Raw genomic sequence first — 24,819 nt, 5'->3', positions numbered from 1 at the left:
CACAAAAGATAGACCGTTTAAGGCACTGTGAGTTGTTAACCTGGTGTCTATATTTACCTTTGCGCTAACTCATTGGTACGGAGAATGCCATGACTGAAAAAACCGGTTTTGCACCTGCTGCGGCCCCCCATGCTTCAACCATCGTGTCGACGCCAGAAGCGGCAATTACCGCGGGCGAGACCTCCATTCCCTCGCAGGGGGAGAATATGCCTGCATATCACGCACGGCCAAAATCGGCAGACGGTCCGCTGCCCATCGTGATTGTGATTCAGGAGATATTTGGTGTTCACGAACACATTCGCGACCTCTGCCGTCGGCTGGCGCTGGAAGGGTATCTGGCCGTTGCGCCAGAGCTCTACTTCCGTCAGGGCGATCCGAACGACTACAGCGATATTCCAACACTGCTCAGCAACCTGGTCAGCAAAGTCCCGGACGCGCAGGTGCTGGCCGATCTCGATCACGTCGCCAGCTGGGCGGCGCGCAACGGCGGCGATCCGCATCGTCTTCTGGTCACCGGTTTCTGCTGGGGCGGACGCATTAGCTGGCTGTATGCCGCGCATAACCCGCAGCTCAAAGCCGCTGTCGCCTGGTACGGCAAGCTGGTGGGTGAAAAAACGCTGAATTCACCGAAACATCCGGTCGATATCGCCACGGAGTTGAACGCCCCCGTGTTAGGGCTTTACGGCGGCCAGGACACCGGTATTTCGCTGGATTCGGTAGAGACCATGCGCCATGCGCTCCGCGCGGCAAATGCGAAGGCGGAGATTGTGGTATACCCGGATGCCGGGCACGCGTTTAACGCCGATTATCGTCCGAGCTATCACGCAGAATCAGCCAAAGATGGCTGGCAGAGGATGCTGGCGTGGTTTAGCCAGTACGGCGGTAAGAAAGCGTAATAAAAAAAGCCCGGTGGCGGCTATGCCTTACCGGGCCTACAATTCATCACGCCTGGCGCAAGTTCTGCGCCGCCTTCACCATGTTGGCCAGCGCCGCGCGGGTTTCCGGCCAGCCGCGGGTTTTCAGTCCGCAGTCCGGGTTCACCCACAGGCGCTCCGCCGGTATGCGCTGGGCCGCTTTTTTCAGCAGAGCTTCAATCCACTCCACGCTCGGCACGTTCGGGGAGTGAATGTCGTACACGCCCGGCCCGATTTCATTCGGGTAGTCGAACTCTTCAAACGACTCCAGCAGCTCCATGTCTGAACGCGAGGTCTCGATGGTGATCACGTCGGCGTCCAGCGCGGCAATCGAATCCATGATGTCGTTAAATTCGCAGTAGCACATGTGGGTGTGGATCTGGGTGTCGTCCTTCGCCACCGCGGCGTTGATGCGGAACGCCTCCACGCCCCACTGCAGGTAGGCATCCCAGTCGCTGCGGCGCAGCGGCAACCCTTCGCGCAGGGCCGGTTCGTCAATCTGGATAATGCCAATGCCTGCCGCTTCCAGATCCGCCACCTCATCACGCAGCGCCAGGGCGATCTGTTTGGCGATGGTTTCACGGGTCACGTCTTCACGCGGGAACGACCAGCAGAGAATGGTCACCGGACCGGTGAGCATCCCTTTTACCGGCTTGTCGGTAAGGGACTGGGCATACTTCGCCCACTCCACGGTGATCGCTTCCGGGCGGCTGACGTCACCGATAACCACCGGCGGCTTCACGCAGCGGGAGCCGTAGCTCTGCACCCAGCCGTTCTGGGTAAAGACGAAGCCGTCCAGGTGCTCACCGAAGTATTCCACCATGTCGTTACGCTCGGCTTCACCGTGCACCAGCACGTCCAGCCCCAGGCGTTCCTGCTCGATAATCGCCTGCTTGATGTGTTCCGCGATGCCGGTGCGGTAGTGATTCGCATCCAGATTGCCCTTTTTAAAGTCCAGGCGCAGGCCGCGGATTTCCGTAGTCTGCGGGAAAGAACCAATTGTGGTGGTCGGCCACGCAGGCAGATTAAAGCGGGCGCGCTGTGCTTCGGCGCGCACCTCGTACGGACTCTGGCGCTGGCTGTCCTGGGCGGTGATGGCCGCCAGGCGTTTCTCCACCGCCGGGTTGTGCACGCGCGCCGAGTGACGACGCGCCTGGATCGGGGCGCTCCATTCGGTAATCGCCGCCGTGTCGCCGCTGTTCAGCGCGTCGCGCAACAGCGTCAGCTCTTCACATTTTTGCAGGGCGAAGGCAAACCAGCTTTTCACCTCAGCATCCAGACGGGTCTCTACGCTCAGATCGATCGGGCTGTGCAGCAGCGAACAGGACGAGGCCACCCACAGCTCGCGTTTGCCGACGATGTCTTTGATTTGCGCGTATTTCTCGGTGAGATCGGCGCGCCAGACGTTACGGCCGTTGATCAGCCCGGCGGAGAGCAGCCAGTCCGCTGGCAAACGCTTATGCAGTTCCGCGACATCGTCTTTACCGTGTACGAGGTCAACGTGCAGGCCCTGCACCGGCAGCGCGGTAATGGTCTTCAGGTTCGGCGTCACGCCTTCAAAATAGGTCGTCAGCAGGAGTTTTACCTGACCGGTGAGCGCGTCATACGCCGGTTTGAAGGCATCGAGCCAATCCTGCGGCAGCTCAAGCACCAGCGCCGGTTCGTCGATTTGCACCCACTGAATGCCGCGTTTGCCCAGCTCACTCAGCACCTGTTTGTAGACCGGCAGAATATCCTTCAGCAGGCTGAGTCGGTCAAACGGCTCGCCCTTTACTTTGCCCAGCCACAGGTACGTTACCGGCCCGAGCAGCACCGGCTTCACCTGGTGGCCCAGCGCCAGCGCTTCATCCACTTCGTCCAGAAGCTGCGTCCAGGTCAGCCTGAACTGCTGGCCTTTGACGAACTCCGGCACCATATAGTGATAGTTGGTGTTAAACCACTTGGTCATTTCCGCCGCTGCCGCTGGCTCCCCCGTTGGCGCGCGGCCACGGCCGATGCGGAACAGAGTATCGATATCTACCGATCCATCTTTGTTCTGATGACGAGCCGGCACGTTGCCAAGCAGCAGGCTGGTCGTCAGAACATGGTCGTACCAGGCGAAATCGCCCACCGGCAGCAGGTCAATGCCCGCCTGTTTTTGCTGATCCCAGTGGCGGGCGCGCAGCTCGCGCCCCACCGCCAGCAGTTCTTCGCGGGTGGCATTACCCGCCCAGTAGCTTTCTTGCGCTTTTTTCAGCTCGCGACGCAGGCCGACGCGAGGGAAACCGAGAGTGTGATTGCGGATTGTCATGGTGTGCCCCTTGTGAAATTCGTTATTTAGACGTCCAGATGTTTACACATCTATAATTGGCAGGTACTGTATATTCCTCAAGCGCAATATGTTCATGGCGAAGTGAAGGACTTTCATGATCGAGATTAAACACCTGAAAACGCTACAAGCGTTGCGGAACTGCGGTTCGCTCGCGGCGGCTGCGGCCACGCTGCACCAGACCCAGTCTGCCCTTTCTCACCAGTTCAGCGATCTGGAACAACGCCTCGGCTTCCGTCTTTTTGTGCGTAAGAGCCAGCCGCTACGCTTTACGCCGCAGGGTGAAATTCTTCTTCAGCTGGCGAATCAGGTACTGCCGCAAATCGCCAGCGCGCTGCAGGCGTGTAACGAACCGCAGCAGACCAAACTGCGCATCGCCATTGAGTGCCACAGCTGTATTCAGTGGCTGACCCCCGCGCTTGAGAACTTCCGCCAGAAGTGGCCGCAGGTGGAGATGGACTTCAAATCCGGCGTGACCTTTGACCCGCAGCCGTCGCTGCAGCAGGGCGAGCTGGATCTGGTCATGACCTCTGACATCCTGTCGCGCAGCGGCCTGCACTATTCGCCGATGTTTGATTATGAAGTGCGCCTGGTGCTGGCGCCGGACCATCCGCTGGCGGCCAAAACGCGCATCACGCCGGAAGACCTGGCGACAGAGACGCTGCTGATTTATCCGGTGCAGCGCAGCCGCCTGGATATCTGGCGCCACTTCCTGCAGCCAGCAGGCATTAGCCCGCAGCTGAAAAGCGTGGATAACACCCTGCTGCTGATTCAGATGGTGGCGGCCAGAATGGGTATCGCGGCGCTGCCACACTGGGTGGTGGAGAGTTTTGAACGCCAGGGTCTGGTGCAGACCAAAACCCTGGGTGAAGGACTGTGGAGCCGACTGTACGCCGCCGTGCGCGATGGCGAGCAGCGTCAGCCGATTACGGAGGCGTTTATTCGCTCAGCGCGGAACCACGCGTGCGACCATCTTCCGTTTGTGCGGAGCGCGGAGCGACCCATCGGCGATGGACCCACAGCGAAGCCAGGATCACCGCTCCCCCAATAATAAAGCTCGGCCAGTGCGGCTGTTGCTGCCAGATGGCGAGGTTGACCAGCAGCCCTGCCGGGACATGCACGTTGTTCATGATCCCCAGCGTACCGGCGTCTACCTGCGTAGCGCCGTAGTTCCACATGAAGTACCCCAGCCCTGACGCCACCACGCCCAGCCAGACCAGAACACCCCACTGCACGGTGGTGGTCGGCAGTTTTTGCGGGTTACCGAGCATAAACCACGCCGCCACCGCGACAATCGCGGCGCCCATATAGAACCAGGCGAACGCGTTATGCTGCGGCATCGGACGGGTTTCCATCAGGCGTTTGTAGCCCACCATGCCGATGGCAAAACTGATGTTGGCGAGCTGGACGAACATCAGCCCGGTCCAGAAGTGATCGCTGACTTTGTCATAGCGAATAATCGCCGCGCCGATCACCGCCAGCGCGGCGCTCAGCAGGTATCCCCAGCGCAGGCGGCGCCTGCTGAGCAGGTCGTAAATCAGCGTGATATAGAGCGGCGTCAGCACGGTAAAGAGCAGGAATTCGGAGACGGACAGGTAGACGTAAGCCCGGAAGCTGAACAGATACATGATGCCGAGCTGCATCGCCCCCACCAGCATGTACAGCACAATCGTTTTCAGCGATTGCCCGCGCGTGCGCAGAAACGGCAGGAACACCAGCGCCGCCAGCCCCACGCGCATCAGCACCGAGAAGTAGCTGTCGACCGAACCGGCAAGGTATTCGCCAATCAGGCTAAAGGAGAAGGCCCACAGGATAGTGGTGATAATGAGTAGCGCCACAATGCTTGTCTCTCAGAAAGAAGGAGAGGCATTGTAGCGAACTCTTTAGTTGACAACTGAGCAATAAATAATCGAATGAAGATTATTCAAGGAACAGTTTGCGCAGATACTTCGGTACCGCGTTGTCAGCGTTAGAGCCAATCACTTCCAGCTCAGGGTGCAGATCCTTCAGACGCTGGTGCGCGTTCTGCATGATGCAGCCCTTGCCCGCCATCGAAAGCATCTCGGCGTCGTTCATGCCGTCACCGAAGGCGATACAGTCTTTCAGCCCGAAGCCCAGACGTTTCGCAACCGCTTCCAGCGCGTGACCTTTGGAGACGCCACCCGCCATTACTTCCAGACAGGTCAGGGTTGAGAAGCTCACGTTAACGCGATCGCCCCAGCGGGCGTTGATCGCCTGTTCCAGCGGGAGCAGCTCTTCGTGACTGTCGCAGGTGAAGAACACCTTGCTGATCCCTTCCGGCTCCAGCAGGCCAGGTTCGTAAAGGGAGTAGTTGAATACCGCTTCCTTGAAGAAACGCATTTCATCCGGGCGGTGGCGGTTCATAAACCAGTCGTCGTCGCGGTAAACGTTAGTGACGATAGCCGGGTTGCTATGCACCACGCCGAACAGATCGGCGGCAATATCGCGATCCAGGTTATGGGTAAAGATCAGGTTGCCGTCGGTATCATGCACGCGCGCACCGTTGGAGGTGATCATGTACGATTTGATCTCAAGATTATCGCGGATCTGCCCCACGTCCACGTGGTGGCGGCCGGTGGCGAACACAAAGTTCACGCCACGGGCAGTCAGGAGTTTTAAGGTCTCTTTCGCGTAAGGCGACAGGGTGTGGTCGGGGGAAAGCAGCGTGCCATCTAAATCAGATGCAACAACCTGGTACATAGGGATTTCAACCTCTGGTGGAAAACAAGAATCAATTATGCCTGTTGAAAAATTCAACAATGGCGTTAAGCGCGACTGAGCGCATAGCGTCCTTTTCAAAAAGGATCTCATGGAACGCGCCGTTAATGACCAGCGGTTTACCCCCTTCACAAGGGTGACCGGCTGCAGCGCGCAGTTCACAATAGCGGTCATGCATGCGGTTATCCACCACACGCTCTTCTTCCGCCTGGATCAGAAGCGTCGGCGTGTCATCATCGCCTACGCCCGCCAGCACCTGCTCACCGGCCAGAATACCCTCACGCACCCAGTGCCAGGTCGGGCCGCCGACGCGCAAGCGCGGTTCATCGGCATAAAAGCGCAGGTTACGGCGATAACGCTGCCGGCTGTGGGTTAAGACGTTGATGGCGAACGGCAGCGCGCGCCAGCGTCCTGTGCCAATGGCGTAACCTTCACGAATGCGCTGATGGCCCTCAGCCCAGTCAAGAAGATGGCGCACCATCCAGTCAGGAAAACGGATGACGATACCGTACATCGGCGCGGTGAGCGCAATGGCGTCGCACTGGTGCGCATAACGCTGCAAAAACAGCGTCGAAATGGCGCCGCCCATGGAGTGCGCAAGAATATACCGCTTGCGCCAGGGGCCGGGCTGCACGTCCTGCTGCCAGAACGCGGCAAAATCGTCGACGTAATCGCTGAAGCGATCGACGTGCCCGCGGTGCGTGTCCGGCAGCATACGTCCGGACAGCCCCTGTCCACGATGGTCGATGATCAGGACATCGAACCCCATATGGACCAGGTCATAGGCCAGCTCGGCGTATTTAACGTAGCTTTCAATACGCCCGGGGCAGACCACAATCACCCGGTCATTTTTTTCATTTCGGAAACGAACGAAACGCACCGGGACGCCCCCGACGCCCGTAAACTCATCTTCCTCACGCTGCCGCCAGAAATCGGTCAGCGGCCCCATAGAGAAAGCAGCAAAGGCGTTTTCTCGTGTTTCCCAGTCCTTTTTCTGCTGAAACATTGGGTTTCCACTCACGTAATCCAGGGAATATCGTTTTTTTCGTCACCGGTCACAAAATGACTCAATAATAGCGTATTGTGGCATAAAAATAGACGGTTCGGGAGTTTCAAATGACCTTCGAATGGTGGTTCGCCTACCTGCTGACATCCATTATCCTCAGCCTTTCTCCGGGTTCGGGTGCTATTAACACCATGACCACCTCCATCAATCACGGCAACCGCGGCGCGGCGGCGTCGATTGCCGGTTTGCAGACCGGGCTGGGCATTCATATTGTGCTGGTCGGGATCGGTCTGGGGACCCTGTTCTCCCGCTCCGTGCTGGCCTTTGAGGTGCTGAAATGGGCCGGGGCAGCGTATCTGATTTGGCTCGGCATCCAGCAGTGGCGCGCGGCAGGCTCCATTAACCTGAATACGCTGGCTCAGACGCAAAACCGCGGCCATCTGTTTAAGCGCGCGGTGTTCGTCAACCTGACCAACCCGAAGAGCATCGTTTTCCTCGCCGCGCTGTTCCCGCAGTTTATCGTTCCGCATCAGCCCCAGGTGATGCAGTACGTGGTGCTGGGCGCGACCACCATTATCGTCGATATCATCGTGATGATTGGTTATGCGACGCTGGCGCAGCGAATTGCGGCGTGGATTAAAGGGCCTAAGCAGATGAAGGCCCTGAATAAAGTCTTTGGCTCGCTGTTTATGCTGGTTGGCGCGCTGCTTGCGTCAGCGCGTCACGCTTAGCGAGAAATGATGAGATGAATGCCGAAGCCGGCGAACAGCGCGCCGGCGAAGCCGTCAATCCACTTCGCGATACGCTGGTAGCCGCGGCGCATCGCCGGTAAGGCGAACAGGCTGGCCACGATAGTAAACCAGGCAAAGGTTTCAACGACGATCAGCAGGAAGATGCCCCAGCGCGCGCCAGCGCCGACGCTATCGCCGACAAACAGCGAGAACACCGAGCCGAAATAGATAATGGCTTTCGGGTTCGCCAGATTGGTCAGCAGCCCTTTTACAAAGCTGCGGCCGCCCGTTGCCAGCTCCACCTTTGGCTCTTCCGGCTTTTTCTCTTCTTTCTTCAGCGCCCCGCGCAGCATCTGGTAGCCCATCCAACACAGGTACAGACCGCCGCCGACCATAATGATGTTATGCAGCCAGGCCATCTTCGCCAGGATAAGGTTCAGACCGAGCAGCGCGACCGCCGCCCAGACCATAACGCCCATGGTGATACCGAGCACGCCCATCATCGCCTCTTTGCGGGAGCGGCTGACGGCCGTTTGTGATACGAAGAAAAAGTCCGGGCCGGGGCTCATCAGCGCAACGATGTGCACTAACGCCACGGTGAGAAATAGCATTAACATAATTAGCTCGCGAGGAAATAATTCAGTGAGTCATCATCCTGGCACTTTTTCGCCCGGCTGACTACTCCTCATCATCACCATCGGCGTGAGAGCGGATGAGCGCCATAAACTCTTTACCGAAGCGCTCCAGCTTGCGCGTCCCCACGCCGTTGACGCTGAGCATTTCGCTGGCGCTGAGCGGCATCTGCTCGGCCATCTCGATCAGCGTCGCGTCGTTGAACACCACGTAAGGAGGGATGTTTTCTTCGTCGGCGATGGCTTTACGCAGCTTGCGCAGTTTGGCGAACAGCTTGCGGTCGTAGTTGCCGCCGTAGGATTTCTGCATCACGCGTGGCTTCAGGGCGATGACGCGCGGCACGGCGAGCTTAAGCTCAACGTCACCGCGCAGGACCGGACGCGCCGCCTCGTTCAGCTGCAGGGCGGAGTGCTGAGCAATGTTCTGCGTGGCGAAGCCGAGGTGGATCAGCTGGCGAATGATGCTCACCCAGTGCTCGTGGCTCTGCTCCTTGCCAATACCGTAGACCGGCAGCTTGTCGTGACCCATATCGCGAATACGCTGGTTGTTGGCACCGCGCAGCACCTCCACCACGTAGCCCATCCCGAAGCGTTGATTCACACGGTAAATGGTCGAGAGCGCCTTACGCGCGTCCATCAGGCCATCGTACTGCTTTGGCGGATCGAGGCAGATATCGCAGTTGCCGCACGGCTCCTGGCGCCCTTCACCAAAGTAGTTGAGCAACACCAGACGACGGCAGGTTTGCGCTTCGGCAAACGCGCCCATCGCGTTGAGCTTGTGGCGCTCGATATCCTGCAGCTGTCCCTGCGGCTTCTCTTCCAGACAGCGGCGCAGCCACGCCATATCGGCCGGATCGTAAAACAGCATCGCTTCCGCAGGCAGCCCGTCACGCCCGGCGCGGCCGGTTTCCTGATAGTAGGATTCGATATTGCGCGGGATGTCGAAGTGCACCACAAAGCGCACGTTGGGCTTGTTGATCCCCATTCCGAACGCCACTGTCGCGACGACGATCTGCAGGTCGTCACGCTGGAATTTTTCCTGCACGTCGGCGCGGATGTGGTTCTCTAATCCGGCGTGATAGGCGGCGGCGCTAAAGCCGCGGTTTTGCAGACGCGCGGCGGTGTCTTCCACCTTCGCGCGGCTGTTGCAGTAGATGATGCCGGACTTGCCGCGCTGCTCCTGGACGTAGCGCAGGAGCTGATCCAGCGGCTTGAACTTTTCCATCAGCATGTAGCGGATGTTAGGGCGGTCAAAGCTGCTGACCTGAATATAGGGGTCGTTTAGCCCCAGCAGGCGAACGATATCCAGACGGGTGGTGTCATCCGCCGTGGCGGTAAGCGCCATAAACGGCAGCTCGGGGAAGCGCTGACGCAGCTGGCCGAGGGCCGCGTATTCCGGGCGGAAATCGTGTCCCCACTGGGAAATACAGTGCGCTTCATCCACCGCCAGCAGAACCGGGTTCCAGTGCGCCAGGTGATCGAGGAAGTTATCCAGCATCAGGCGTTCCGGGGCGATATACAGCAGGCGGATCTGTCCGGTGCGACACCCGGCCATCACCTCTTGCTGCTGCTCCCGGGTTTGGGTCGAGTTGAGACAGGCCGCCGCCACGCCGTTGGCAAGCAGCTGGTCAACCTGGTCTTTCATCAGAGAAATAAGGGGGGATACCACGACCGTCAGGCCGTTAAGCACCAGCGCGGGCACCTGATAACAGAGGGACTTGCCGCCACCGGTCGGCATTACCACCAGGCAATCACGACCTTCCAGCACCGTTTCAATGATGGTTTCCTGGCCGGGGCGGAACTGCTGGTAGCCAAAGGTTTCATGCAAAACCTGTTTAGCCAGCGACTCCTGATTCAATACTTCCGCCTGCGCCACGTTAACCCCATATGCCAGAAATGAAACAGGCGCTATTTTCAGCGCCTGAGAGAGAAACTTCAACGTTTAACGCAAAAACATTCGAACAGCCTAGAGAATATCGTTCAGCATCACGCCCACGCCGACGCGGGTCTGGTTGAAGTTGTAATCGATAAGCGACTCGCCGTAACCGCTGTATACCTGAGTATAGATGCGGACATGCTGCGTCATTGGATAGCTTAAGCCCACTTCCGCACCGCCGTAGCCGGTGTTCCAGTTGTACTGGCCTTTGGCGCTGAGCACGGCATCGCCTAACTGATAGCCGACTTTAAGCTGGTAGTAGCCCATATATTTGGTGATATCCGGGTTGTCATCCGTACTGCCGACCACATACCACGGCTTCACTTCCACCATCCAGTTACCGTTCTGCGCCATCAGACGCGTATAGGCACGGTTCCAGCTGCGGGATGTCGGGTCAGAGCGACCGTTGGAATCGTGGTTAAAGCCCACTTCGACATCGCGCAGCGTCCAGCCCGCAAACTCATAATCCGTTGCAAAACCGAGGAACAGCTGCGGCTCATAGTTGGTTTCACGGAACGGCGAGGACTCTCCGCTGTTAGAGAGCTGCCACCAGGATTTCTGGGTGTAAGACGCCCCGAGCACCGAGTTCGGGCCTAGAATACCGCGCCAGAACGGGAACGCGAGGCTGAGCTGGAACTTCACCTCATCTTTACGCGCATTATCAGACCAGTTATAGGAGCTTATCGCCTCTTTGTTGAGATCGCTGGTCTGGGTGTAAATCACATAGTTGGTGTCATACGGATAGAGCGTGAACGGATTGTCATGCTCCTGAAGAAGGTTCGCGATAATGCTACCGTGAACGGCAGGTTTATCATGCACCTCTTTGATCGTCGCTTCCTGCGCATATGCTGTGAGGGGCAGCGCAACCGCCGCCAGTAACCAGGCCAGATACGTCCGCATCGGTGGTGTTCTCCTGCAAAAGAGTAAAATTAGCTGAATAGTTATGTGGCGAACATTCTACAGACTTCTGCGACAACTGCTGCATCCTCGTTTCTGAAAGTGGAATTCCTTGTTGCCGAGGCATAAAATCAACATTTCGTTAACAATAAGGATGTGATGCCTCATGTCAGCCATGCTTACCGCCGAAGAAGTGTTAAAACTCGTGGGCGAGATTTTTGTTTACCATATGCCGTTTAACCGCGCGCTGGGACTGGAGCTGGAGCGTTACGAGAAAGACTTTGCCCAGCTGAGCTTCAACAACCAGCCGATGATGGTGGGCAACTGGGCGCAAAGCATTTTGCACGGCGGCGTGATTGCCTCCGCGCTGGACGTGGCGGCAGGTCTGGTCTGCGTGGGCAGTACGCTGACCCGCCATGACACCATCAACGAAGACGAACTCCGGCAGCGTCTGGCGCGCATGGGCACCATTGATCTGCGCGTCGACTATCTTCGCCCGGGGCGCGGAAATCGCTTTACCTGTACCAGCAGCCTGCTGCGCGCGGGGAATAAAGTTGCCGTGGCGCGCGTTGAATTACACAATGAAGAACAGGTGTATATCGCCAGCGCAACCGCCACTTATATGGTGGGTTGAGGCGGCAAAATCGGGTAAAATTAATTCACTTTTTTGTAACGGATTTTCCCGATGGATGCTAAACAGACGCGGCAGGGCGTTTTACTCGCCCTTGCCGCTTATTTTATTTGGGGTATCGCCCCGGCGTATTTCAAGCTTATCGCCTACGTTCCGGCCGATGAGATCCTGACTCACCGCGTTATCTGGTCATTCTTCTTTATGATTGCGCTGATGAGCCTCAGCCGTCAGTGGTCGGGCGTCAAAACGCTGCTGCAAACCCCGAAAAAGATTTTCCTGCTGGCGCTCTCAGCGGTGCTGATTGGCGGCAACTGGCTGCTGTTTATCTGGGCGGTGAATAATCATCACATGCTCGAAGCGAGCCTGGGGTACTTCATTAACCCGCTGGTGAACATCGTGCTGGGGATGATTTTCCTCGGGGAGCGCTTCCGCCGGATGCAGTGGGTGGCGGTGATTCTGGCCTTCTGCGGCGTACTGGTGCAGCTCTGGACCTTCGGCTCGCTGCCGATTATTGCCCTCGGCCTGGCGTTCAGCTTTGCGTTCTACGGCCTGGTGCGTAAGAAGATTGCGGTTGAAGCACAGACGGGGATGCTGTTTGAAACCCTGTGGCTGCTGCCGGTAGCGGCGATTTATCTCTTCGGCATCGCCGACAGCCCAACCAGCCACATGGGCAGCAACCCGTGGTCGCTGAACCTGATGCTGATGGCGGCGGGCGTGGTAACCACCATTCCACTGCTGTGCTTCACCGGTGCAGCGACGCGCCTGCGTCTCTCCACGCTGGGCTTCTTCCAGTACATTGGCCCGACGCTGATGTTCCTGCTGGCGGTGGTGTTCTACGGCGAAGTGCCGGGGGCGGATAAGATGGTGACGTTCGCCTTTATCTGGGTGGCGCTGGCGATTTTCGTCGCCGATGCGATTTATACCCAACGCAGGGGGCGTAAAGGGCTGTAAAGTTGCCCTCACCCTAACCCTCTCCCACAGGGAGAGGGAATTCGCCTCGCTCTTACAGCCAGTTCCGGCGCTTGAAATAGAGATATGGCGCCAGCCCCGCGAGGATCATAAAGATAATCGCCCCCGGGTAGCCAAAGCTCCACTTCAGCTCCGGCATAAACTCGAAGTTCATCCCGTAGCTGGAGGCTACCAGCGTCGGCGGCAGGAACACCACGGAAACCACCGAGAAGATCTTGATGATGCGGTTCTGCTCGATGTTGATAAAGCCCATCGCCGCCTGCATCAGGAAGTTCACCTTCTGGAACAGGGATTCGTTGTGCGGCAGCAGGGATTCGATATCTCGTAAGATCTCACGCGCCTGCTCCAGCTGACCGCCCGGCAGACGCGCCTTGCGCACCAGGAAGTTCAGCGCGCGCTGGGTATCCATCAGACACAAGCGCACCTTCCAGCCGATATCTTCCAGCTCCGCCAGCGTGGAGAGCGCTTCGTCGTACTCATCGCCCTGATGGCCTTCCATGATCACGCGGCTCAGCTTTTCCAGATCGCTGTAGATGTTTTCAATTTCGTCCGCCAGCTGTTCAATTTTTGTCTCGAACAGATCGAGCAGCAGTTCGTAAGCGTTACCGTCCACCATTGCCTGGCTGCGGGCGCGCATGCGGTAGAGGCGGAATGCCGGCAGCTCACGCTCGCGCAGGGTAAACAGACGGCCGTCGCGAATGGTAAACGCCACGGTGGAGTTACCCGCGTGGTCCTCCGCATCTTCAAAGAAGAAGAAGGAGTGAATATGCAGACCGTCTTCGTCTTCAAAAAAACGCGCGGATGCTTCGATGTCTTCCAGTTCCGGGCGGGTTGCCAGGCTTTGCCCCAGTTCAGATTGTACGCGAAGGCGTTCATCGTCGTCCGGCTCGACCAGATCCACCCATACGGCATCAATGAGGGGCTGTGACTCTTCGGCTTCAAGCCGAGTCAGTCGGTTATTTTCGAGTTGAAATGCGCTCAACATGACCGGGACTCCCAATGCAAAAAATATCGGACAGTTCGGTGGGCACACAGAAACAAATTGGGTTTCAGACCATTAAACAGCCTGACTCAGCGCGACGGGAATAATGCAGGTCGCTGACAACCACTAAGGCCATCAGCAAGAGGAGATAGCCTTAGGAGTTGTTCCTGGATGACAGGGAATTGAGCCAGTATCTACTGGGTGTGTCCAAGGCGAATGTCCTCTTAGCGTAATCGTGCGCGCATGTTACGCCAGCTATAACTGTGGCGTCAACACGCAACGGAACGCTGAAGGGCATTAATTGACCTTCACTGTATAAGGCTAGCAGATTATTACAAAATAATGATATTTTTCTGAATGTTAGACCGTTTCCAGCTTCGCGTAGGCCGCCACCAGCCATTTGATCCCCTGCCCCTGGAACGCCACCTGCAGGCGGCTGTGCTCGCCGCTGCCTTCCAGATTCACAATGGTGCCTTCGCCAAACTTCGAATGGCGCACGCGCTGGCCCAGCTTGTAGCCAGTGTCCGTTTCCGCAATCGGCGAGCCCATACGCTGATGGCTGACCGGACGGCTGATGCTCGCCCGCAGACGCACCTCTTCCACGCACTCCTCCGGCAGTTCGCCGATAAAGCGCGACGGACGGTGATAAACCTCTTTACCGTACAGACGGCGGGTTTCGGCGTAGGTTAGCGTCAGCTTTTGCATCGCGCGCGTCACGCCCACGTAGGCCAGACGACGTTCCTCTTCCAGACGTCCGCCCTCATCCAGCGACATCTGGCTCGGGAACATCCCCTCTTCCATCCCGACGATGAACACCTGCGGGAACTCCAGGCCTTTGGCGGAGTGCAGGGTCATCAGCTGAACCGCATCCTGCCAGGTGTCCGCCTGCCCTTCACCCGCTTCCAGCGCGGCGTGGGAGAGGAACGCCTGCAGCGGCATCAGGTCTTCGTCTTCTTCGTTGTAGCTGAACTGGCGCGTTGCCGTGACCAGTTCCTCTAAGTTCTCAATACGGGTCTGGCCCTTCTCACCTTTCTCCTGCTCGTACATGGTTCTCAGGCCGGAGTCTTTAATCACCCGGTCGGTCTGTACGTGCAGCGGCATGTCGGCCGTTTCCTGCGCCAGAGCGTCAATCAGCTCAAGGAAGCGCTGTAATGCGCTAGCGGCGCGTCCAGCGAGGGCTTTTTCCTGCAGCAGCTCGCGGCACGCCTGCCACAGCGTCAGCTGGCGATCGCGCGAGGCCTGACGCACGACGTCCAGCGTGCGGTCGCCAATCCCGCGGGTCGGCGTATTGACCACGCGTTCAAACGCCGCGTCGTCGTTGCGGTTCGCAATGAGGCGCAGATACGACAGCGCATCTTTGATTTCCTGACGTTCGAAGAATCGCATACCGCCGTAAATGCGGTACGGCATGCTCACCTGCAGGAGCGCCTCTTCCAGCACGCGCGACTGGGCGTTGCTGCGGTAGAGAATGGCACACTGCTCCAGCGCGCCGCCGTTATCCTGCCAGGTTTTGATGCGGTTCACCACGAAGCGGGCTTCGTCGAGTTCGTTGAAGGCGCAGTAGATCGAAATCGGTTCGCCGTCGACGCCGTCGGTCCACAGCTTTTTACCCAGACGCCCGTTGTTGTTCTCAATGAGGGCGTTGGCCGCGCTCAGGATGTTGCTGGTTGAACGGTAGTTCTGCTCCAGACGGATGGTTTCCGCGCCGGGGAAATCGTTGAGGAAGCGCTGGATATTCTCCACCTGCGCCCCGCGCCAGCCGTAGATCGACTGGTCATCATCGCCCACGATCATCACCTTGCCGGTATCACCGGCCAGCAGGCGGATCCACGCGTACTGAATGTTGTTGGTATCCTGGAATTCGTCCACCAGAATATTGGTGAAGCGTTCGCGGTAGTGCTGCAGGATGTGCGGTTTGTTGAGCCACAGCTCGTGAGCGCGCAGCAGCAGCTCGGCAAAATCCACCAGACCGGCGCGATCGCACGCTTCCTGATAGGCCTTGTAGACGTTCTGCCAGGTCTGCTCGACCGGGTTGCCGAAGCTCTGAATATGGTCCGGACGCAGCCCCTCGTCCTTCTGGCCGTTGATGTACCACATCGCCTGACGCGGCGGCCACTGCTTCTCGTCGAGGTTCATCGCCTTGATCAGGCGCTTCAGCAGACGGAGCTGGTCTTCGCTGTCGAGGATCTGGAAATCCTGCGGCAGGTTGGCGTCCATATGGTGCGCGCGCAGCAGGCGGTGCGCCAGGCCGTGGAAGGTGCCAACCCACATGCCGCCCTGGCTGGTGCCCATCAGCTGGGCGATACGGTGGCGCATCTCTGCCGCCGCCTTGTTGGTGAACGTCACCGCCATGATGGAGTACGGGGAGCAGTTCTCCACGCTCTGCAGCCAGGCGATACGGTGAACCAGCACGCGCGTCTTACCACTGCCCGCTCCAGCCAGCACCAGCAGGTTGGTGCGCGAGGCGGCAACCGCGTCACGCTGTTTGTCATTAAGGCTGTCGAGCAGGTAAGAAACGTCCATTGGCACCGTCACGTCATGTCGGGCAGGCGAATGTTTCCACTCGCCAAAACCCTGTTAATTTATACAGAACAATTGATGATTATATCAGCGTCGTGAGGGATGCCAACCGCGAAATTTCCACGTGCGGCAGAAGACGGCTATCGGAGGCGATCATCAGGTCAGCGTTTTCCGGCTTGATCCAGCAGGCCTGCATCCCGCAGCGGATAGCACCGGCCACGTCCGTGGTCAGGTCATCTCCCACGTGCAGAATGTTACCCAGCGGCAGGTTAAGCTTATCTGCCGCCAGATGGTACATATCATTAAATGGCTTCGCGCGCCCGTGCGGGCCCGCGCGCAGCACGAATTCAAAGTAATCGCTGAGGCCAAACAGCTCGGGCTGGGCATTGCCGTTGGTGATGGCCACCAGCGGCCACTTTTCGGCAAGCTTCGCCAGCGTGTCGTGGGTTTCCTGCGGCACGTCGATACGGCTGCGCCATTTGGCGAAGTTTTCCATGGCCGCTTCCGCCCCGATAGCCGCATCCTGCGCGCTCAGGCCGGCATTGAGCATCGCCTGCTCAACCGCGCGACGACGCCATTCGGTCACGTCGTGGTAAATGTCCGGCTCGGTTTCCCGCAGGGACTGACGCAGCTTCTGAAAGTCTTTGTTCTGCATCGCCTTCAGCGCGGGATGGTAGTTCTGCACAAACGCCAGCGACTCCTGCTCGGTACGCAGGATCACCTCGCGGTTGTCATAAAGAGTGTCATCAAGGTCAAACGTCAGGGCTGAGATCTGACCGAGTGGGCGGTAAAAACGCATTATTTCCCCCGTTTGGCGCGTGGATGCGCCGCGTCATACACCGAGGCAAGGTGCTGGAAGTCTAAGTGGGTATAGATTTGAGTGGTCGACAGGTTCGCGTGGCCAAGCAGTTCCTGCACGCCGCGCAGATCGCCGCTCGACTCAAGCATGTGTGTCGCAAAGGAGTGGCGCAGCTTGTGCGGATGCACGTGGCTGTTCAGCCCCTGCTTAATGCCCCACTCCGCAAAGCGCTTCTGCACGTTACGCGCCGAGATCCGCTTGCCGAGCTTCGACAGGAACAGCGCATCCTCTTCGCTGCCAAACAGCCCGCGCAGGTCAAGCCAGTGCTCAATCCAGGAAACCGCATTGCGGCCAATCGGCAGGCGGCGCTCTTTACTGCCCTTACCCATTACCCACACTTCACCGGACTCCAGATCGAGGTGTTTGATATCAAGATTTACCAGCTCGGACAGACGCAGCCCGGCACCGTACATCACCTCCAGCATCGCGCGGTCGCGCACGGCGAGCGGGTCGTTAAGGTCGATATCCAGCAGGCGGTTTACGTCGTCAACGTCGATATTTTTAGGCAGATGGCGCGGCGCTTTCGGCGTGGCGATCCCTTTCGCCGGGTTGGCTTTCAGGCCGCCCTGGCTGACCAGCCAGTCGAAGAAACTGCGCAGCGCTGAGAGCCTGAGCGCCAGGCTTGCCGGGCTGAGATTTTTTTTACGGCTACGCACGACGAACCCGCGTACCGTCGCAGCGTCACATTGTTGCCAGCTTTTCAGGCCGATTTCCTCGGCGATCTGCATGATGGCATCAAGCTGACGCTGGTAGTTGAGCAGGGTGATGGGGCTAAGCTGACGCTCCACGCCCAGATAGCGCAGAAAGCGCGAGACGTCAGTGGCGAGCAGTCCGTCCGTCATACGCGCTCAATCCAGCGCTCCAGCAGCTCGGGCAGCATCAGGGCAATCTCCTGCAGCAGGTGCGTGGCCTGCCCCTGCTCATAGTGATGCGCGTCGCGGCTGGTAAATAATATGACGCCCAGATCGCCATCGCGCCCCATCAGCGACATCGCCACCGAGCCAATCGCTTTGGCTTCCGGTAACACCACCAGTAGCTCAGGTCCGTTAAGCGGCCCCAGATAGTGGTGCTCATGGCCCAGACGCTGAATGCGCAGCGGTTCAAACGCCTGACGGCTCAGCGCCAGATGGGTGAACCCCGACGGCGCGCCAATGCGCCAGCGGTCAGGGAACAGACGAATCGTTGCGCCCGCCAGCCCCAGCTCGCGCGCCCAGCGGTGGAAGCGGCTGAGGAACTCGTCAAGGCTGTGCGCCGACGCCAGACGCGCCTGCAGATGCAGCAGACGATAGAACAGGCTTTCGTTGGTGCTGGCCTGCTCCATCAGCAGCGTCATATTCTCTTCAAGCTGATTGATGTGGTTGCGCGAGCGCGCCATGTGCCATTCGACCAGCGACACGGTTCCGCGAACCGGATGCGGCACGCGCATCTCTTCGACGACGCGTGCATTGCGAATAAAAAACTCAGGATTGCGCTGCAGATAATCAACAACAGCTCTGTCGTCCAGTTCCGTCACTGTTTCCTGCAGTTCTTCCCCTGGTTGTTTCATAGATGGATAAACCCGTCATAGACATGTGCCGCCGGGCCAGTCATATACAGTGGATGACCCGGTCCTTTCCAGGCGATATCAAGCCGACCGCCCGGTAATTCCACGCGAACCTCTTCAGCCAGTAACCCCTGGGCGATGCCCACGGCCACCGCTGCACAGGCACCGCTTCCGCAGGCCTGCGTCTCGCCCGCGCCGCGCTCGTAAACCCGCAGGCGAATGTGTTCGCGCTTCACCACCTGCATAAAGCCGATGTTCGCGCGCTCCGGGAAACGTTCGTGGCTTTCCAGCACCGGGCCGAGCGTTTCGACCGCGGCAGTTTCCACATCATCAACCTGAATCACGCAGTGAGGGTTACCCATTGAGACGACGCCGCACAATACTGTCTGCTCGGCCGCACGCATAATATAGGTCTTTTCCGCTTTGTTTGCGCGAAACGGCACGACGGAGGGCTCGAAGTTAGGCTCGCCCATGTTCACGCGCACCAGCTCATCATCGGTGACGCTGAGCACCATGCGGCCATTGGCCGTGCTGACGCGAATATCACGCTTGTTGGTCAGCCCTTTCAGGCGGACAAAGCGGGCAAAACAGCGCGCGCCGTTGCCGCACTGGTTAACTTCGCTGCCGTCCGCGTTAAAAATACGGTAGTGGAAATCGAGGTCGGGATCGTACGGTGGCTCGACCACCAGCAGCTGATCGAACCCCACGCCCAGATGCCGATCCGCCAGGCGACGGATCAGTTCCGGGGAGAAAAACACATTCTGCGTTACCGCGTCGACGACCATAAAATCGTTGCCAAGGCCATGCATTTTAGAGAACTGCATCATTTGCTCCATTGCGCGGGTACAGAACGTTGTCGTCAGAGATTAACCTGAGTCGGGCCACCGTTGTCGCCACGATCGTTAGTAGTTGGCGTGGTAGACTCAATGCCGCTTTGCACGGGTTTCGTCGGCGGCGGTGCGGTTTTATCCGCAGGCGGGAAGTACAGTGGTCCCTTCAGTCCGCAGCCAGTCAGGCTAAACAGCGTGATGAGAACGGCAAGCGTTCGGAAAGCGTTTTTCATTATAAAGTTGCCCGTAAGTTCAAATCTGTTTCTATCATCGCAGGAGAAGACACAAAAGCAAGAGTTTGCCGCTTTCCTGCAACGGGAATTATTTAGGGTTATACTGCCGGCATCACGAAAAACAGGAACAAAACCATGAACGACAGTGAATTCCATCGCCTTGCCGACAACCTGTGGATGACCATCGAAGAGCGTCTTGACGACTGGGACGGCGACAGCGATATCGATTGTGAAATCAACGGCGGCATTCTGACCCTGAGCTTCGAAAATGGCAGCAAAATTATTATTAACCGCCAGGAGCCGCTTCACCAGGTGTGGCTGGCCGCGAAACAGGGCGGCTATCATTTCGATCTGAAAGACGGGGAATGGGTTTGCGACCGCAGCGGCGTCACGTTCTGGGATCTGCTGGAACAGGCGGCGACCGCGCAGGCGGGTGAGGAAGTGAGTTTCAGGTAGTTTTGGTGCCGGGAGGCGCTGCGCTTACCCGGCGAAAAGACTCAGGAGAAATACTGCTGCAACAGCGGCGCGGTGTCCTGATTGGCAGGCGCGGCAGGCGTGACGGCCTGGGTGCGGAACGGGATCACCTGCGTACGACCGTCGACGTTCACAATCTGGTAGAACTGCGGCAGGTTAAAGTTGATAAAGCTTGAGCCGTAGGTGAAACGGTCATGCGAAGAGGAGTAGAAGCGGCTGACGTCGCGCACCAGCTCCTCTTTACTGCCTTCACAATGGTGATACACCTCGGCGCGGTTGGTTTCATCCAGAATGTAGATGTTGAACCCGGCATCGTCGCCCGACTCTTCAAAGAAGAACTGAATAATCCCTTCGCTGGCGAATCCGTCCACCACCTGCGGGAGCTTAACGTGGTTGGTTTCCACCTGCACCGACAGGCCATGCAGCTTGTTGTGTGAAATCGCGCCGTAGAACTCGATGGCGTTTTCCAGCTTCTGTACCGACACGTTCAGGCGTTCGAAGAACAGGCCCCAGGTCTGACCGGAGACGCGCAGCGCCTTAAAGCGCCCGGTTTCCTGGCGAGTACTGGAGAGACGCAGTTCGATACACTCAGAGACCAGCTGCTGCACGCGGGTACGAATTAAACCGCGCAGGTGCTGGCTGTAGCAGAACACCTCAACGCTGTCCGGCGGTGCGGCATCCTGGTGCATCTTGCCGAGAATGGTTTTCAGCGCCTCGATCATCGCCTGCTCGCCGTTGAAGTGCAGGGTACGCACTTCGTTCCAGGAGTTGCGGTACAGCAGATCCACACTGCCTACCAGGCAGTTTTGCTGCTCGCCAAAGCTAAAGACGTCCAGCTTGCGGAAGTCAAAGTGAACCACCTGATTGCGGAAGGCCGCCGTCGGGTCGTATTCCAGGTTGACGATAATCGCCAGATGGCGAATTTCGCACGGGCTGTAGAGCGCTTTCGGCGTTGGGGCAGGCAGACGCAGCGGGAAATGGTGCGACACATCCGCGACCATCTCCTGCAGCTTAGCGAGATCGACCACCTCGTTGCCTTTGATAAACAGGCGCGTGCGCGAGGTCAGCAGGCCGTTAAACCAGGCCCAGGCCACCAGCTTGTTCAGGTAGCGGTTATACTCCAGCGGCTGATGGCTGATGATGGAATCCATGCTTGGCGCACGGTTGTACAGATACCACCCGGTGCGGTTCGCGCGGCCCGGCGGCACGTAGATAAAGGTCAGATTTGGTTCTGACAGGTCTGGCGAAATCTGCGGGTTAACCAGGGTGACTTTACCCGGCAGCGCTTCAAACGCGGCGTACAGTTTACGGGTTAATACCCCGATGTCCTGCGGGCTGGCGGAAACGCTGAGGTTGTTACGGCGCGCAAAGCGGATCAGGTTACGGTAGCTTTGCATCATCGCATCGAGCAGTTCGTTGTGCGCTTCACGCACCTGATCAATTTTCCAGTTGGCCCGGTTGTCGAGCATGGACAGACGCGCTTCGTCCCATCCCCACTCTTTGACTAACTGACTGACCACTTCACGACGCCAGCCCACGCAGGCGCGCTCGCGGCTCAATTTCTCACAGACTTTGAGATAGAAACATCGACGCACCAGGTCAAGACGCGTGGTGTCATCAATGGCTTTCAGGTATTCGGTCACGCGCTCCAGCATCATGCAGTAGGCGTCGAGCCCGAAGGAGACGATTTCCCCGTCGTGCAGACGCTGCTTGATGTCTTTCGCCAGCAGGCGCGGCGTCGGGTATTCCCAGGAGTAGGCTTCCAGCAGCAGCGTTTTCAGCACCGCTTTGTACGGCGAGTCGATACTCTTATAGAGCTGCCAGAGGCTTGCGCCGAAGTACTCTTCTGCTGACAGAGAACTCAGGCCGCCGAGGTCCAGCCATTCGTTTGGCGTCAGTACACCCTGCGCGTAAAGCGACATGACGTAGTCATCGTAATGCTCTTCTTCTTCGCAAGGGACCATATTCCACAGAATACGCTTCCCGGCCAGACGCACGGCAGTACGGTAAAATTCATCCAGCAGTAAGATGTGCTGAGTCGAGCCGCAGTCCTCACCACCCAGACTGCCGCTTTCATTATGGCGGAAACGATTTTCATCAATCAGGAAGAAGCTTACTTCCACGCCGAGCGAGGCCGCCCAGCTCTCCAGCAGGCTGCACTTGCGTTGCAGCAGCTGACGCTCGTCGTTATCGAGCCAGGACTGATGGCAGACCCAGATGTCCAGGTCCGAAGAACAGCTTTGCCCTACCGATGAGGTGCTCCCCATAGAGTAAACGCCGGTAATCGGCAGTTCACCTTTTGGAGACTCCTGTGGCGGCATGCCGCGGTAGAGTTCAAGTTCGTTGAGGTAATGCTGTTGGGTTTCATCAGGCGTGAAAAGGCAAATGCCCTGGGGAACGTTACCGTCAAGGTAGCCAGGCATTAGCGGATGGTGATAGTGCAATAATGTCGGCAGCAGACTGTATACCTGCTGGAAAGCAGGGCCCATGGCAGCAAGCGCGCGATCCACACGCAGTTGATTAATGGCATCCAGTCTCTGTTTCAGAGTCTCAATATAGAGGTACAAGACGTATCGCCTGATGTTTCCGGGTGTCGCAAGCTATTCAAAACACGAATAACAGCGGACCCGCAGTATTTCAAAAAGATAACCGTTACCCTTTTTCGCCCTTATCATTCTTGGTGGTAGCGACGAAAAAATGGTCTAAAACGTGATCAATTTAACACCTTGCCGGTTGACCGTAAAGAAAGATGCGCTACATACAAGTGTAGCACCGTTCTGTACGTGTAAATTCCTGAATACGGCTATGGCTGACGAATACGCCGCCTTGTCCCTCTCACGCTTCATCAACCGTAAAACTGCCATCCCAGAGTCAACAATGTTAGGATGGTTAGCGATTGATAATGACGGTAACAAGCATGTTAGACAATGTTTTGAGAATTGCCACACGCCAAAGCCCCCTCGCGCTCTGGCAGGCACATTATGTGAAGCAGCGCCTTGAAGCCTGCCACAGTGGATTGCGCGTCGAGCTGGTGCCGATGGTCACGCGCGGTGACGTGATCCTCGATACGCCTCTGGCGAAAGTGGGCGGCAAAGGCCTGTTTGTCAAAGAACTGGAACTGGCATTGCTTGAGAACCGCGCCGATATCGCCGTACATTCAATGAAAGACGTGCCCGTCGAGTTCCCGGAAGGGCTGGGGCTGGTGACCATCTGCGAGCGCGAAGATCCGCGCGATGCGTTTGTCTCCAACCGCTATGACTCGCTCGACGCGCTGCCGGAGGGTAGCGTGGTTGGCACGTCCAGTTTACGCCGTCAGTGTCAGCTGGCAGAGCGCCGTCCTGACCTGATCATTCGCTCGCTGCGCGGTAACGTCGGCACGCGTCTGGGCAAACTGGATAACGGCGATTACGATGCCATTATCCTCGCCGTTGCCGGCCTGAAGCGTTTGGGGCTGGAGTCGCGCATTCGCGTGGCGTTGCCGCCAGAGCTGTCGCTCCCGGCCGTTGGCCAGGGCGCCGTCGGCATCGAGTGCCGTCTGGACGATGCGCGTACCCGCGAACTGCTCGCACCGCTGAACCATGACGAGACCGCTATTCGCGTAAAAGCCGAGCGTGCGATGAATACCCGCCTCGAAGGGGGATGTCAGGTACCGATTGGCAGCTATGCTGAATTAACAGATGGCGAACTGTGGCTGCGTGCGCTGGTGGGCGCTCCGGACGGTTCGCAGATGGTACGCGGCGAACGTCGCGGTAAAGCGCAAGATGCCGAGCAGCTTGGCGTGTCGCTGGCGGAAGAGCTGCTGGATAACGGCGCCCGCGAGATTCTGGCTGACGTTTATAATGGAGAGCCCCCTGCATGAGTATTCTTGTCACCCGCCCTTCTCCCGCAGGAGAGCAGTTAGTGAGCCGTCTGCGCACACTGGGGCAGGTGGCCTGGAGTTTTCCGCTCATTGAATTCTCCCCCGGTCGGGAGCTCTCCGCGCTCGCCGACCAGATGAATACCCTTCAGGAAGGCGACCTGCTGTTTGCGCTGTCGCAACATGCCGTGGAATTTGCCCACGCACAGCTGCAACAGCAGGGTTTGACCTGGCCAGCCGCTCCCCGCTATTTCGCGATTGGCCGCACAACGGCACTGGCGCTGCATACCGTAAGCAGCGCGGACGTTCGTTACCCGTTAGATCGGGAAATCAGCGAAGTCTTGCTACAATTACCTGAATTACAAACTATTGCCGGAAAGCGTGCGCTCATTTTGCGCGGCAACGGTGGTCGCGAGCTGCTGGGCGAAACGCTGCGTGAACGCGGTGCAGACGTGACGTTCATTGAGTGCTATCAGCGCTGTGCAAAACACTACGATGGCGCGGAAGAGGCGATGCGCTGGCAAGCGCGCGGCATTAATACGCTGGTGGTCACCAGCGGTGAAATGTTACAACAGCTTTGGTCGCTGATACCGCTCTGGTATCGCGAAAACTGGTTACTCCGCTGTCGGCTTCTGGTCGTCAGTGAGCGTCTGGCGAACCAGGCCCGGGAACTGGGCTGGCAGGATATTCGGATCGCTGATAACGCCGACAACGATGCGCTGCTGCGCGCATTACAATAACTCTCAAATGGGAAGCCAT

24 protein-coding genes are annotated in these 24,819 nt (G+C 58.1%); 8 read left to right on the top strand and 16 right to left on the bottom strand.

Translation table 11 applies throughout. The features are described from left to right. The first annotated feature begins 89 nt into the window (after nucleotides 1-89). Nucleotides 90-896, top strand: a complete 807-nt coding sequence (locus LA04_RS14985; RefSeq protein WP_023333795.1) for a dienelactone hydrolase family protein — start codon at nucleotides 90-92, stop codon at nucleotides 894-896. A gap of 46 nt (nucleotides 897-942) precedes the next feature. On the opposite strand, the gene metE is transcribed toward LA04_RS14985, so the two are convergent. Further along, the gene (gene metE / locus LA04_RS14980) at nucleotides 943-3,204 is read right to left on the bottom strand and encodes a 5-methyltetrahydropteroyltriglutamate--homocysteine S-methyltransferase (RefSeq protein ID WP_047652231.1); all 2,262 of its coding nucleotides are present in this window, start codon (nucleotides 3,202-3,204) and stop codon (nucleotides 943-945) included. Nucleotides 3,205-3,319: 115 nt separating this feature from the next. On the opposite strand from metE, the gene metR reads away from it, so the two are divergent. Beyond that, on the top strand, nucleotides 3,320-4,273 hold the full coding sequence (metR, locus tag LA04_RS14975) for an HTH-type transcriptional regulator MetR (RefSeq protein ID WP_047652230.1): 954 nt from the start codon (nucleotides 3,320-3,322) through the stop codon (nucleotides 4,271-4,273). On the opposite strand, the gene LA04_RS14970 is transcribed toward metR, so the two are convergent. The 3 genes from LA04_RS14970 to pldB form a co-directional block, all read right to left on the bottom strand. Continuing rightward, a complete protein-coding gene (locus LA04_RS14970) occupies nucleotides 4,161-5,060 on the bottom strand; it encodes a carboxylate/amino acid/amine transporter (protein ID WP_047652229.1) in 900 nt (299 codons plus the stop codon). The genes metR and LA04_RS14970 overlap by 113 nt on opposite strands. 82 nt (nucleotides 5,061-5,142) lie before the next feature. After that, nucleotides 5,143-5,943 (bottom strand): sugar/pyridoxal phosphate phosphatase YigL, encoded by an 801-nt coding sequence (yigL, locus tag LA04_RS14965; protein ID WP_047652228.1) that lies wholly within the window; start codon nucleotides 5,941-5,943, stop codon nucleotides 5,143-5,145. A gap of 31 nt (nucleotides 5,944-5,974) precedes the next feature. Then, entirely contained in the window at nucleotides 5,975-6,967 is a 993-nt protein-coding gene (pldB, locus tag LA04_RS14960; protein ID WP_032662837.1) for a lysophospholipase L2, read from the bottom strand. Nucleotides 6,968-7,077: 110 nt separating this feature from the next. Here pldB and rhtB point away from each other — a divergent pair, with 110 nt between their 5' ends. Then, a complete protein-coding gene (rhtB, locus tag LA04_RS14955) occupies nucleotides 7,078-7,698 on the top strand; it encodes a homoserine/homoserine lactone efflux protein (protein WP_047652227.1) in 621 nt (206 codons plus the stop codon). Here the strand turns inward: rhtB and rhtC are convergent. The 3 genes from rhtC to pldA form a co-directional block, all read right to left on the bottom strand. Next, nucleotides 7,695-8,315: a threonine export protein RhtC gene (rhtC, locus tag LA04_RS14950; RefSeq protein WP_010426287.1), complete on the bottom strand. Its 621-nt coding sequence runs from the start codon at nucleotides 8,313-8,315 to the stop codon at nucleotides 7,695-7,697. The genes rhtB and rhtC overlap by 4 nt on opposite strands. Nucleotides 8,316-8,376: 61 nt before the next feature. Beyond that, a complete protein-coding gene (gene recQ / locus LA04_RS14945) occupies nucleotides 8,377-10,206 on the bottom strand; it encodes an ATP-dependent DNA helicase RecQ (protein WP_047652226.1) in 1,830 nt (609 codons plus the stop codon). 90 nt (nucleotides 10,207-10,296) lie between these two features. Then, nucleotides 10,297-11,166 carry a phospholipase A gene (gene pldA / locus LA04_RS14940; protein ID WP_047652225.1) on the bottom strand — a complete coding sequence of 290 codons (870 nt, stop codon included), beginning with the start codon at nucleotides 11,164-11,166 and terminating at the stop codon, nucleotides 10,297-10,299. 163 nt (nucleotides 11,167-11,329) lie between these two features. On the opposite strand from pldA, the gene yigI reads away from it, so the two are divergent. Then, the gene (gene yigI, locus LA04_RS14935) at nucleotides 11,330-11,797 is read left to right on the top strand and encodes an acyl-CoA thioesterase YigI (protein WP_008501538.1); all 468 of its coding nucleotides are present in this window, start codon (nucleotides 11,330-11,332) and stop codon (nucleotides 11,795-11,797) included. Between the two features lie 51 nt (nucleotides 11,798-11,848). Beyond that, nucleotides 11,849-12,745 carry an EamA family transporter RarD gene (gene rarD, locus LA04_RS14930; RefSeq protein WP_008501539.1) on the top strand — a complete coding sequence of 299 codons (897 nt, stop codon included), beginning with the start codon at nucleotides 11,849-11,851 and terminating at the stop codon, nucleotides 12,743-12,745. 52 nt (nucleotides 12,746-12,797) lie between these two features. Here the strand turns inward: rarD and corA are convergent, their stop codons facing one another. The 8 genes from corA to lptM all read right to left on the bottom strand — a co-directional run bounded on the left by corA (nucleotide 12,798) and on the right by lptM (nucleotide 19,730). Next, entirely contained in the window at nucleotides 12,798-13,748 is a 951-nt protein-coding gene (gene corA / locus LA04_RS14925) for a magnesium/cobalt transporter CorA (protein ID WP_008501540.1), read from the bottom strand. A 151-nt stretch (nucleotides 13,749-13,899) separates the two neighbouring features. Then, complete coding sequence (gene ysgD, locus LA04_RS25040) at nucleotides 13,900-13,956, bottom strand: YsgD/CorL family protein (protein ID WP_212743980.1); 57 nt, start codon at nucleotides 13,954-13,956, stop codon at nucleotides 13,900-13,902. 149 nt (nucleotides 13,957-14,105) lie between these two features. After that, entirely contained in the window at nucleotides 14,106-16,268 is a 2,163-nt protein-coding gene (gene uvrD / locus LA04_RS14920) for a DNA helicase II (protein WP_047652224.1), read from the bottom strand. A gap of 79 nt (nucleotides 16,269-16,347) precedes the next feature. Next, on the bottom strand, nucleotides 16,348-17,064 hold the full coding sequence (gene yigB, locus LA04_RS14915) for a 5-amino-6-(5-phospho-D-ribitylamino)uracil phosphatase YigB (protein WP_047652223.1): 717 nt from the start codon (nucleotides 17,062-17,064) through the stop codon (nucleotides 16,348-16,350). Further along, on the bottom strand, nucleotides 17,064-17,966 hold the full coding sequence (gene xerC / locus LA04_RS14910) for a tyrosine recombinase XerC (protein ID WP_047652222.1): 903 nt from the start codon (nucleotides 17,964-17,966) through the stop codon (nucleotides 17,064-17,066). Before xerC ends, yigB begins: the two co-directional genes overlap by 1 nt. After that, complete coding sequence (locus tag LA04_RS14905) at nucleotides 17,963-18,670, bottom strand: DUF484 domain-containing protein (RefSeq protein ID WP_047652221.1); 708 nt, start codon at nucleotides 18,668-18,670, stop codon at nucleotides 17,963-17,965. The genes xerC and LA04_RS14905 overlap by 4 nt, the downstream gene beginning before the upstream one ends. After that, a complete protein-coding gene (gene dapF / locus LA04_RS14900) occupies nucleotides 18,667-19,491 on the bottom strand; it encodes a diaminopimelate epimerase (RefSeq protein ID WP_047652220.1) in 825 nt (274 codons plus the stop codon). The genes LA04_RS14905 and dapF overlap by 4 nt, the downstream gene beginning before the upstream one ends. Before the next feature lie 35 nt (nucleotides 19,492-19,526). Next, entirely contained in the window at nucleotides 19,527-19,730 is a 204-nt protein-coding gene (gene lptM, locus LA04_RS14895) for an LPS translocon maturation chaperone LptM (RefSeq protein WP_047652219.1), read from the bottom strand. Nucleotides 19,731-19,865: 135 nt separating this feature from the next. On the opposite strand from lptM, the gene cyaY reads away from it, so the two are divergent. After that, complete coding sequence (cyaY, locus tag LA04_RS14890) at nucleotides 19,866-20,186, top strand: iron donor protein CyaY (RefSeq protein ID WP_047345459.1); 321 nt, start codon at nucleotides 19,866-19,868, stop codon at nucleotides 20,184-20,186. A gap of 41 nt (nucleotides 20,187-20,227) precedes the next feature. Here the strand turns inward: cyaY and cyaA are convergent, their stop codons facing one another. Then, nucleotides 20,228-22,771 (bottom strand): class I adenylate cyclase, encoded by a 2,544-nt coding sequence (cyaA, locus tag LA04_RS14885; protein ID WP_023309629.1) that lies wholly within the window; start codon nucleotides 22,769-22,771, stop codon nucleotides 20,228-20,230. Between the two features lie 350 nt (nucleotides 22,772-23,121). On the opposite strand from cyaA, the gene hemC reads away from it, so the two are divergent. Together hemC and hemD are read left to right on the top strand one after the other, a co-directional pair. Continuing rightward, complete coding sequence (gene hemC / locus LA04_RS14880; RefSeq protein WP_047652218.1) at nucleotides 23,122-24,063, top strand: hydroxymethylbilane synthase; 942 nt, start codon at nucleotides 23,122-23,124, stop codon at nucleotides 24,061-24,063. Then, nucleotides 24,060-24,800 carry a uroporphyrinogen-III synthase gene (gene hemD / locus LA04_RS14875; RefSeq protein WP_047652217.1) on the top strand — a complete coding sequence of 247 codons (741 nt, stop codon included), beginning with the start codon at nucleotides 24,060-24,062 and terminating at the stop codon, nucleotides 24,798-24,800. The genes hemC and hemD overlap by 4 nt, the downstream gene beginning before the upstream one ends. Nucleotides 24,801-24,819 lie beyond the last annotated feature (19 nt).

The sequence above is a fragment of the Enterobacter sp. UCD-UG_FMILLET genome, assembly GCF_000762975.1.
GTDB lineage: Bacteria > Pseudomonadota > Gammaproteobacteria > Enterobacterales > Enterobacteriaceae > Enterobacter > Enterobacter dykesii.
The sequence above is the reverse complement of the archived record's forward strand: the minus strand, read 5'-3'. Positions and strand labels throughout refer to the sequence as shown.

Excerpts from the sequence above, each read along its gene's own strand:
- rhtC (WP_010426287.1), bottom strand. The coding sequence starts at position 8,315 with ATGTTAATGCTATTTCTCACCGTGGCGTTAGTGCACATCGTTGCGCTG.
- uvrD (WP_047652224.1), bottom strand. The coding sequence starts at position 16,268 with ATGGACGTTTCTTACCTGCTCGACAGCCTTAATGACAAACAGCGTGAC.
- yigB (WP_047652223.1), bottom strand. The coding sequence starts at position 17,064 with ATGCGTTTTTACCGCCCACTCGGTCAGATCTCAGCCCTGACGTTTGAC.
- pldB (WP_032662837.1), bottom strand. The coding sequence starts at position 6,967 with ATGTTTCAGCAGAAAAAGGACTGGGAAACACGAGAAAACGCCTTTGCT.
- rarD (WP_008501539.1), top strand. The coding sequence starts at position 11,849 with ATGGATGCTAAACAGACGCGGCAGGGCGTTTTACTCGCCCTTGCCGCT.
- cyaY (WP_047345459.1), top strand. The coding sequence starts at position 19,866 with ATGAACGACAGTGAATTCCATCGCCTTGCCGACAACCTGTGGATGACC.
- yigI (WP_008501538.1), top strand. The coding sequence starts at position 11,330 with ATGTCAGCCATGCTTACCGCCGAAGAAGTGTTAAAACTCGTGGGCGAG.
- LA04_RS14985 (WP_023333795.1), top strand. The coding sequence starts at position 90 with ATGACTGAAAAAACCGGTTTTGCACCTGCTGCGGCCCCCCATGCTTCA.
- metE (WP_047652231.1), bottom strand. The coding sequence starts at position 3,204 with ATGACAATCCGCAATCACACTCTCGGTTTCCCTCGCGTCGGCCTGCGT.
- pldA (WP_047652225.1), bottom strand. The coding sequence starts at position 11,166 with ATGCGGACGTATCTGGCCTGGTTACTGGCGGCGGTTGCGCTGCCCCTC.
- corA (WP_008501540.1), bottom strand. The coding sequence starts at position 13,748 with ATGTTGAGCGCATTTCAACTCGAAAATAACCGACTGACTCGGCTTGAA.
- xerC (WP_047652222.1), bottom strand. The coding sequence starts at position 17,966 with ATGACGGACGGACTGCTCGCCACTGACGTCTCGCGCTTTCTGCGCTAT.
- rhtB (WP_047652227.1), top strand. The coding sequence starts at position 7,078 with ATGACCTTCGAATGGTGGTTCGCCTACCTGCTGACATCCATTATCCTC.
- dapF (WP_047652220.1), bottom strand. The coding sequence starts at position 19,491 with ATGCAGTTCTCTAAAATGCATGGCCTTGGCAACGATTTTATGGTCGTC.
- lptM (WP_047652219.1), bottom strand. The coding sequence starts at position 19,730 with ATGAAAAACGCTTTCCGAACGCTTGCCGTTCTCATCACGCTGTTTAGC.
- LA04_RS14905 (WP_047652221.1), bottom strand. The coding sequence starts at position 18,670 with ATGAAACAACCAGGGGAAGAACTGCAGGAAACAGTGACGGAACTGGAC.
- hemD (WP_047652217.1), top strand. The coding sequence starts at position 24,060 with ATGAGTATTCTTGTCACCCGCCCTTCTCCCGCAGGAGAGCAGTTAGTG.
- yigL (WP_047652228.1), bottom strand. The coding sequence starts at position 5,943 with ATGTACCAGGTTGTTGCATCTGATTTAGATGGCACGCTGCTTTCCCCC.
- hemC (WP_047652218.1), top strand. The coding sequence starts at position 23,122 with ATGTTAGACAATGTTTTGAGAATTGCCACACGCCAAAGCCCCCTCGCG.
- metR (WP_047652230.1), top strand. The coding sequence starts at position 3,320 with ATGATCGAGATTAAACACCTGAAAACGCTACAAGCGTTGCGGAACTGC.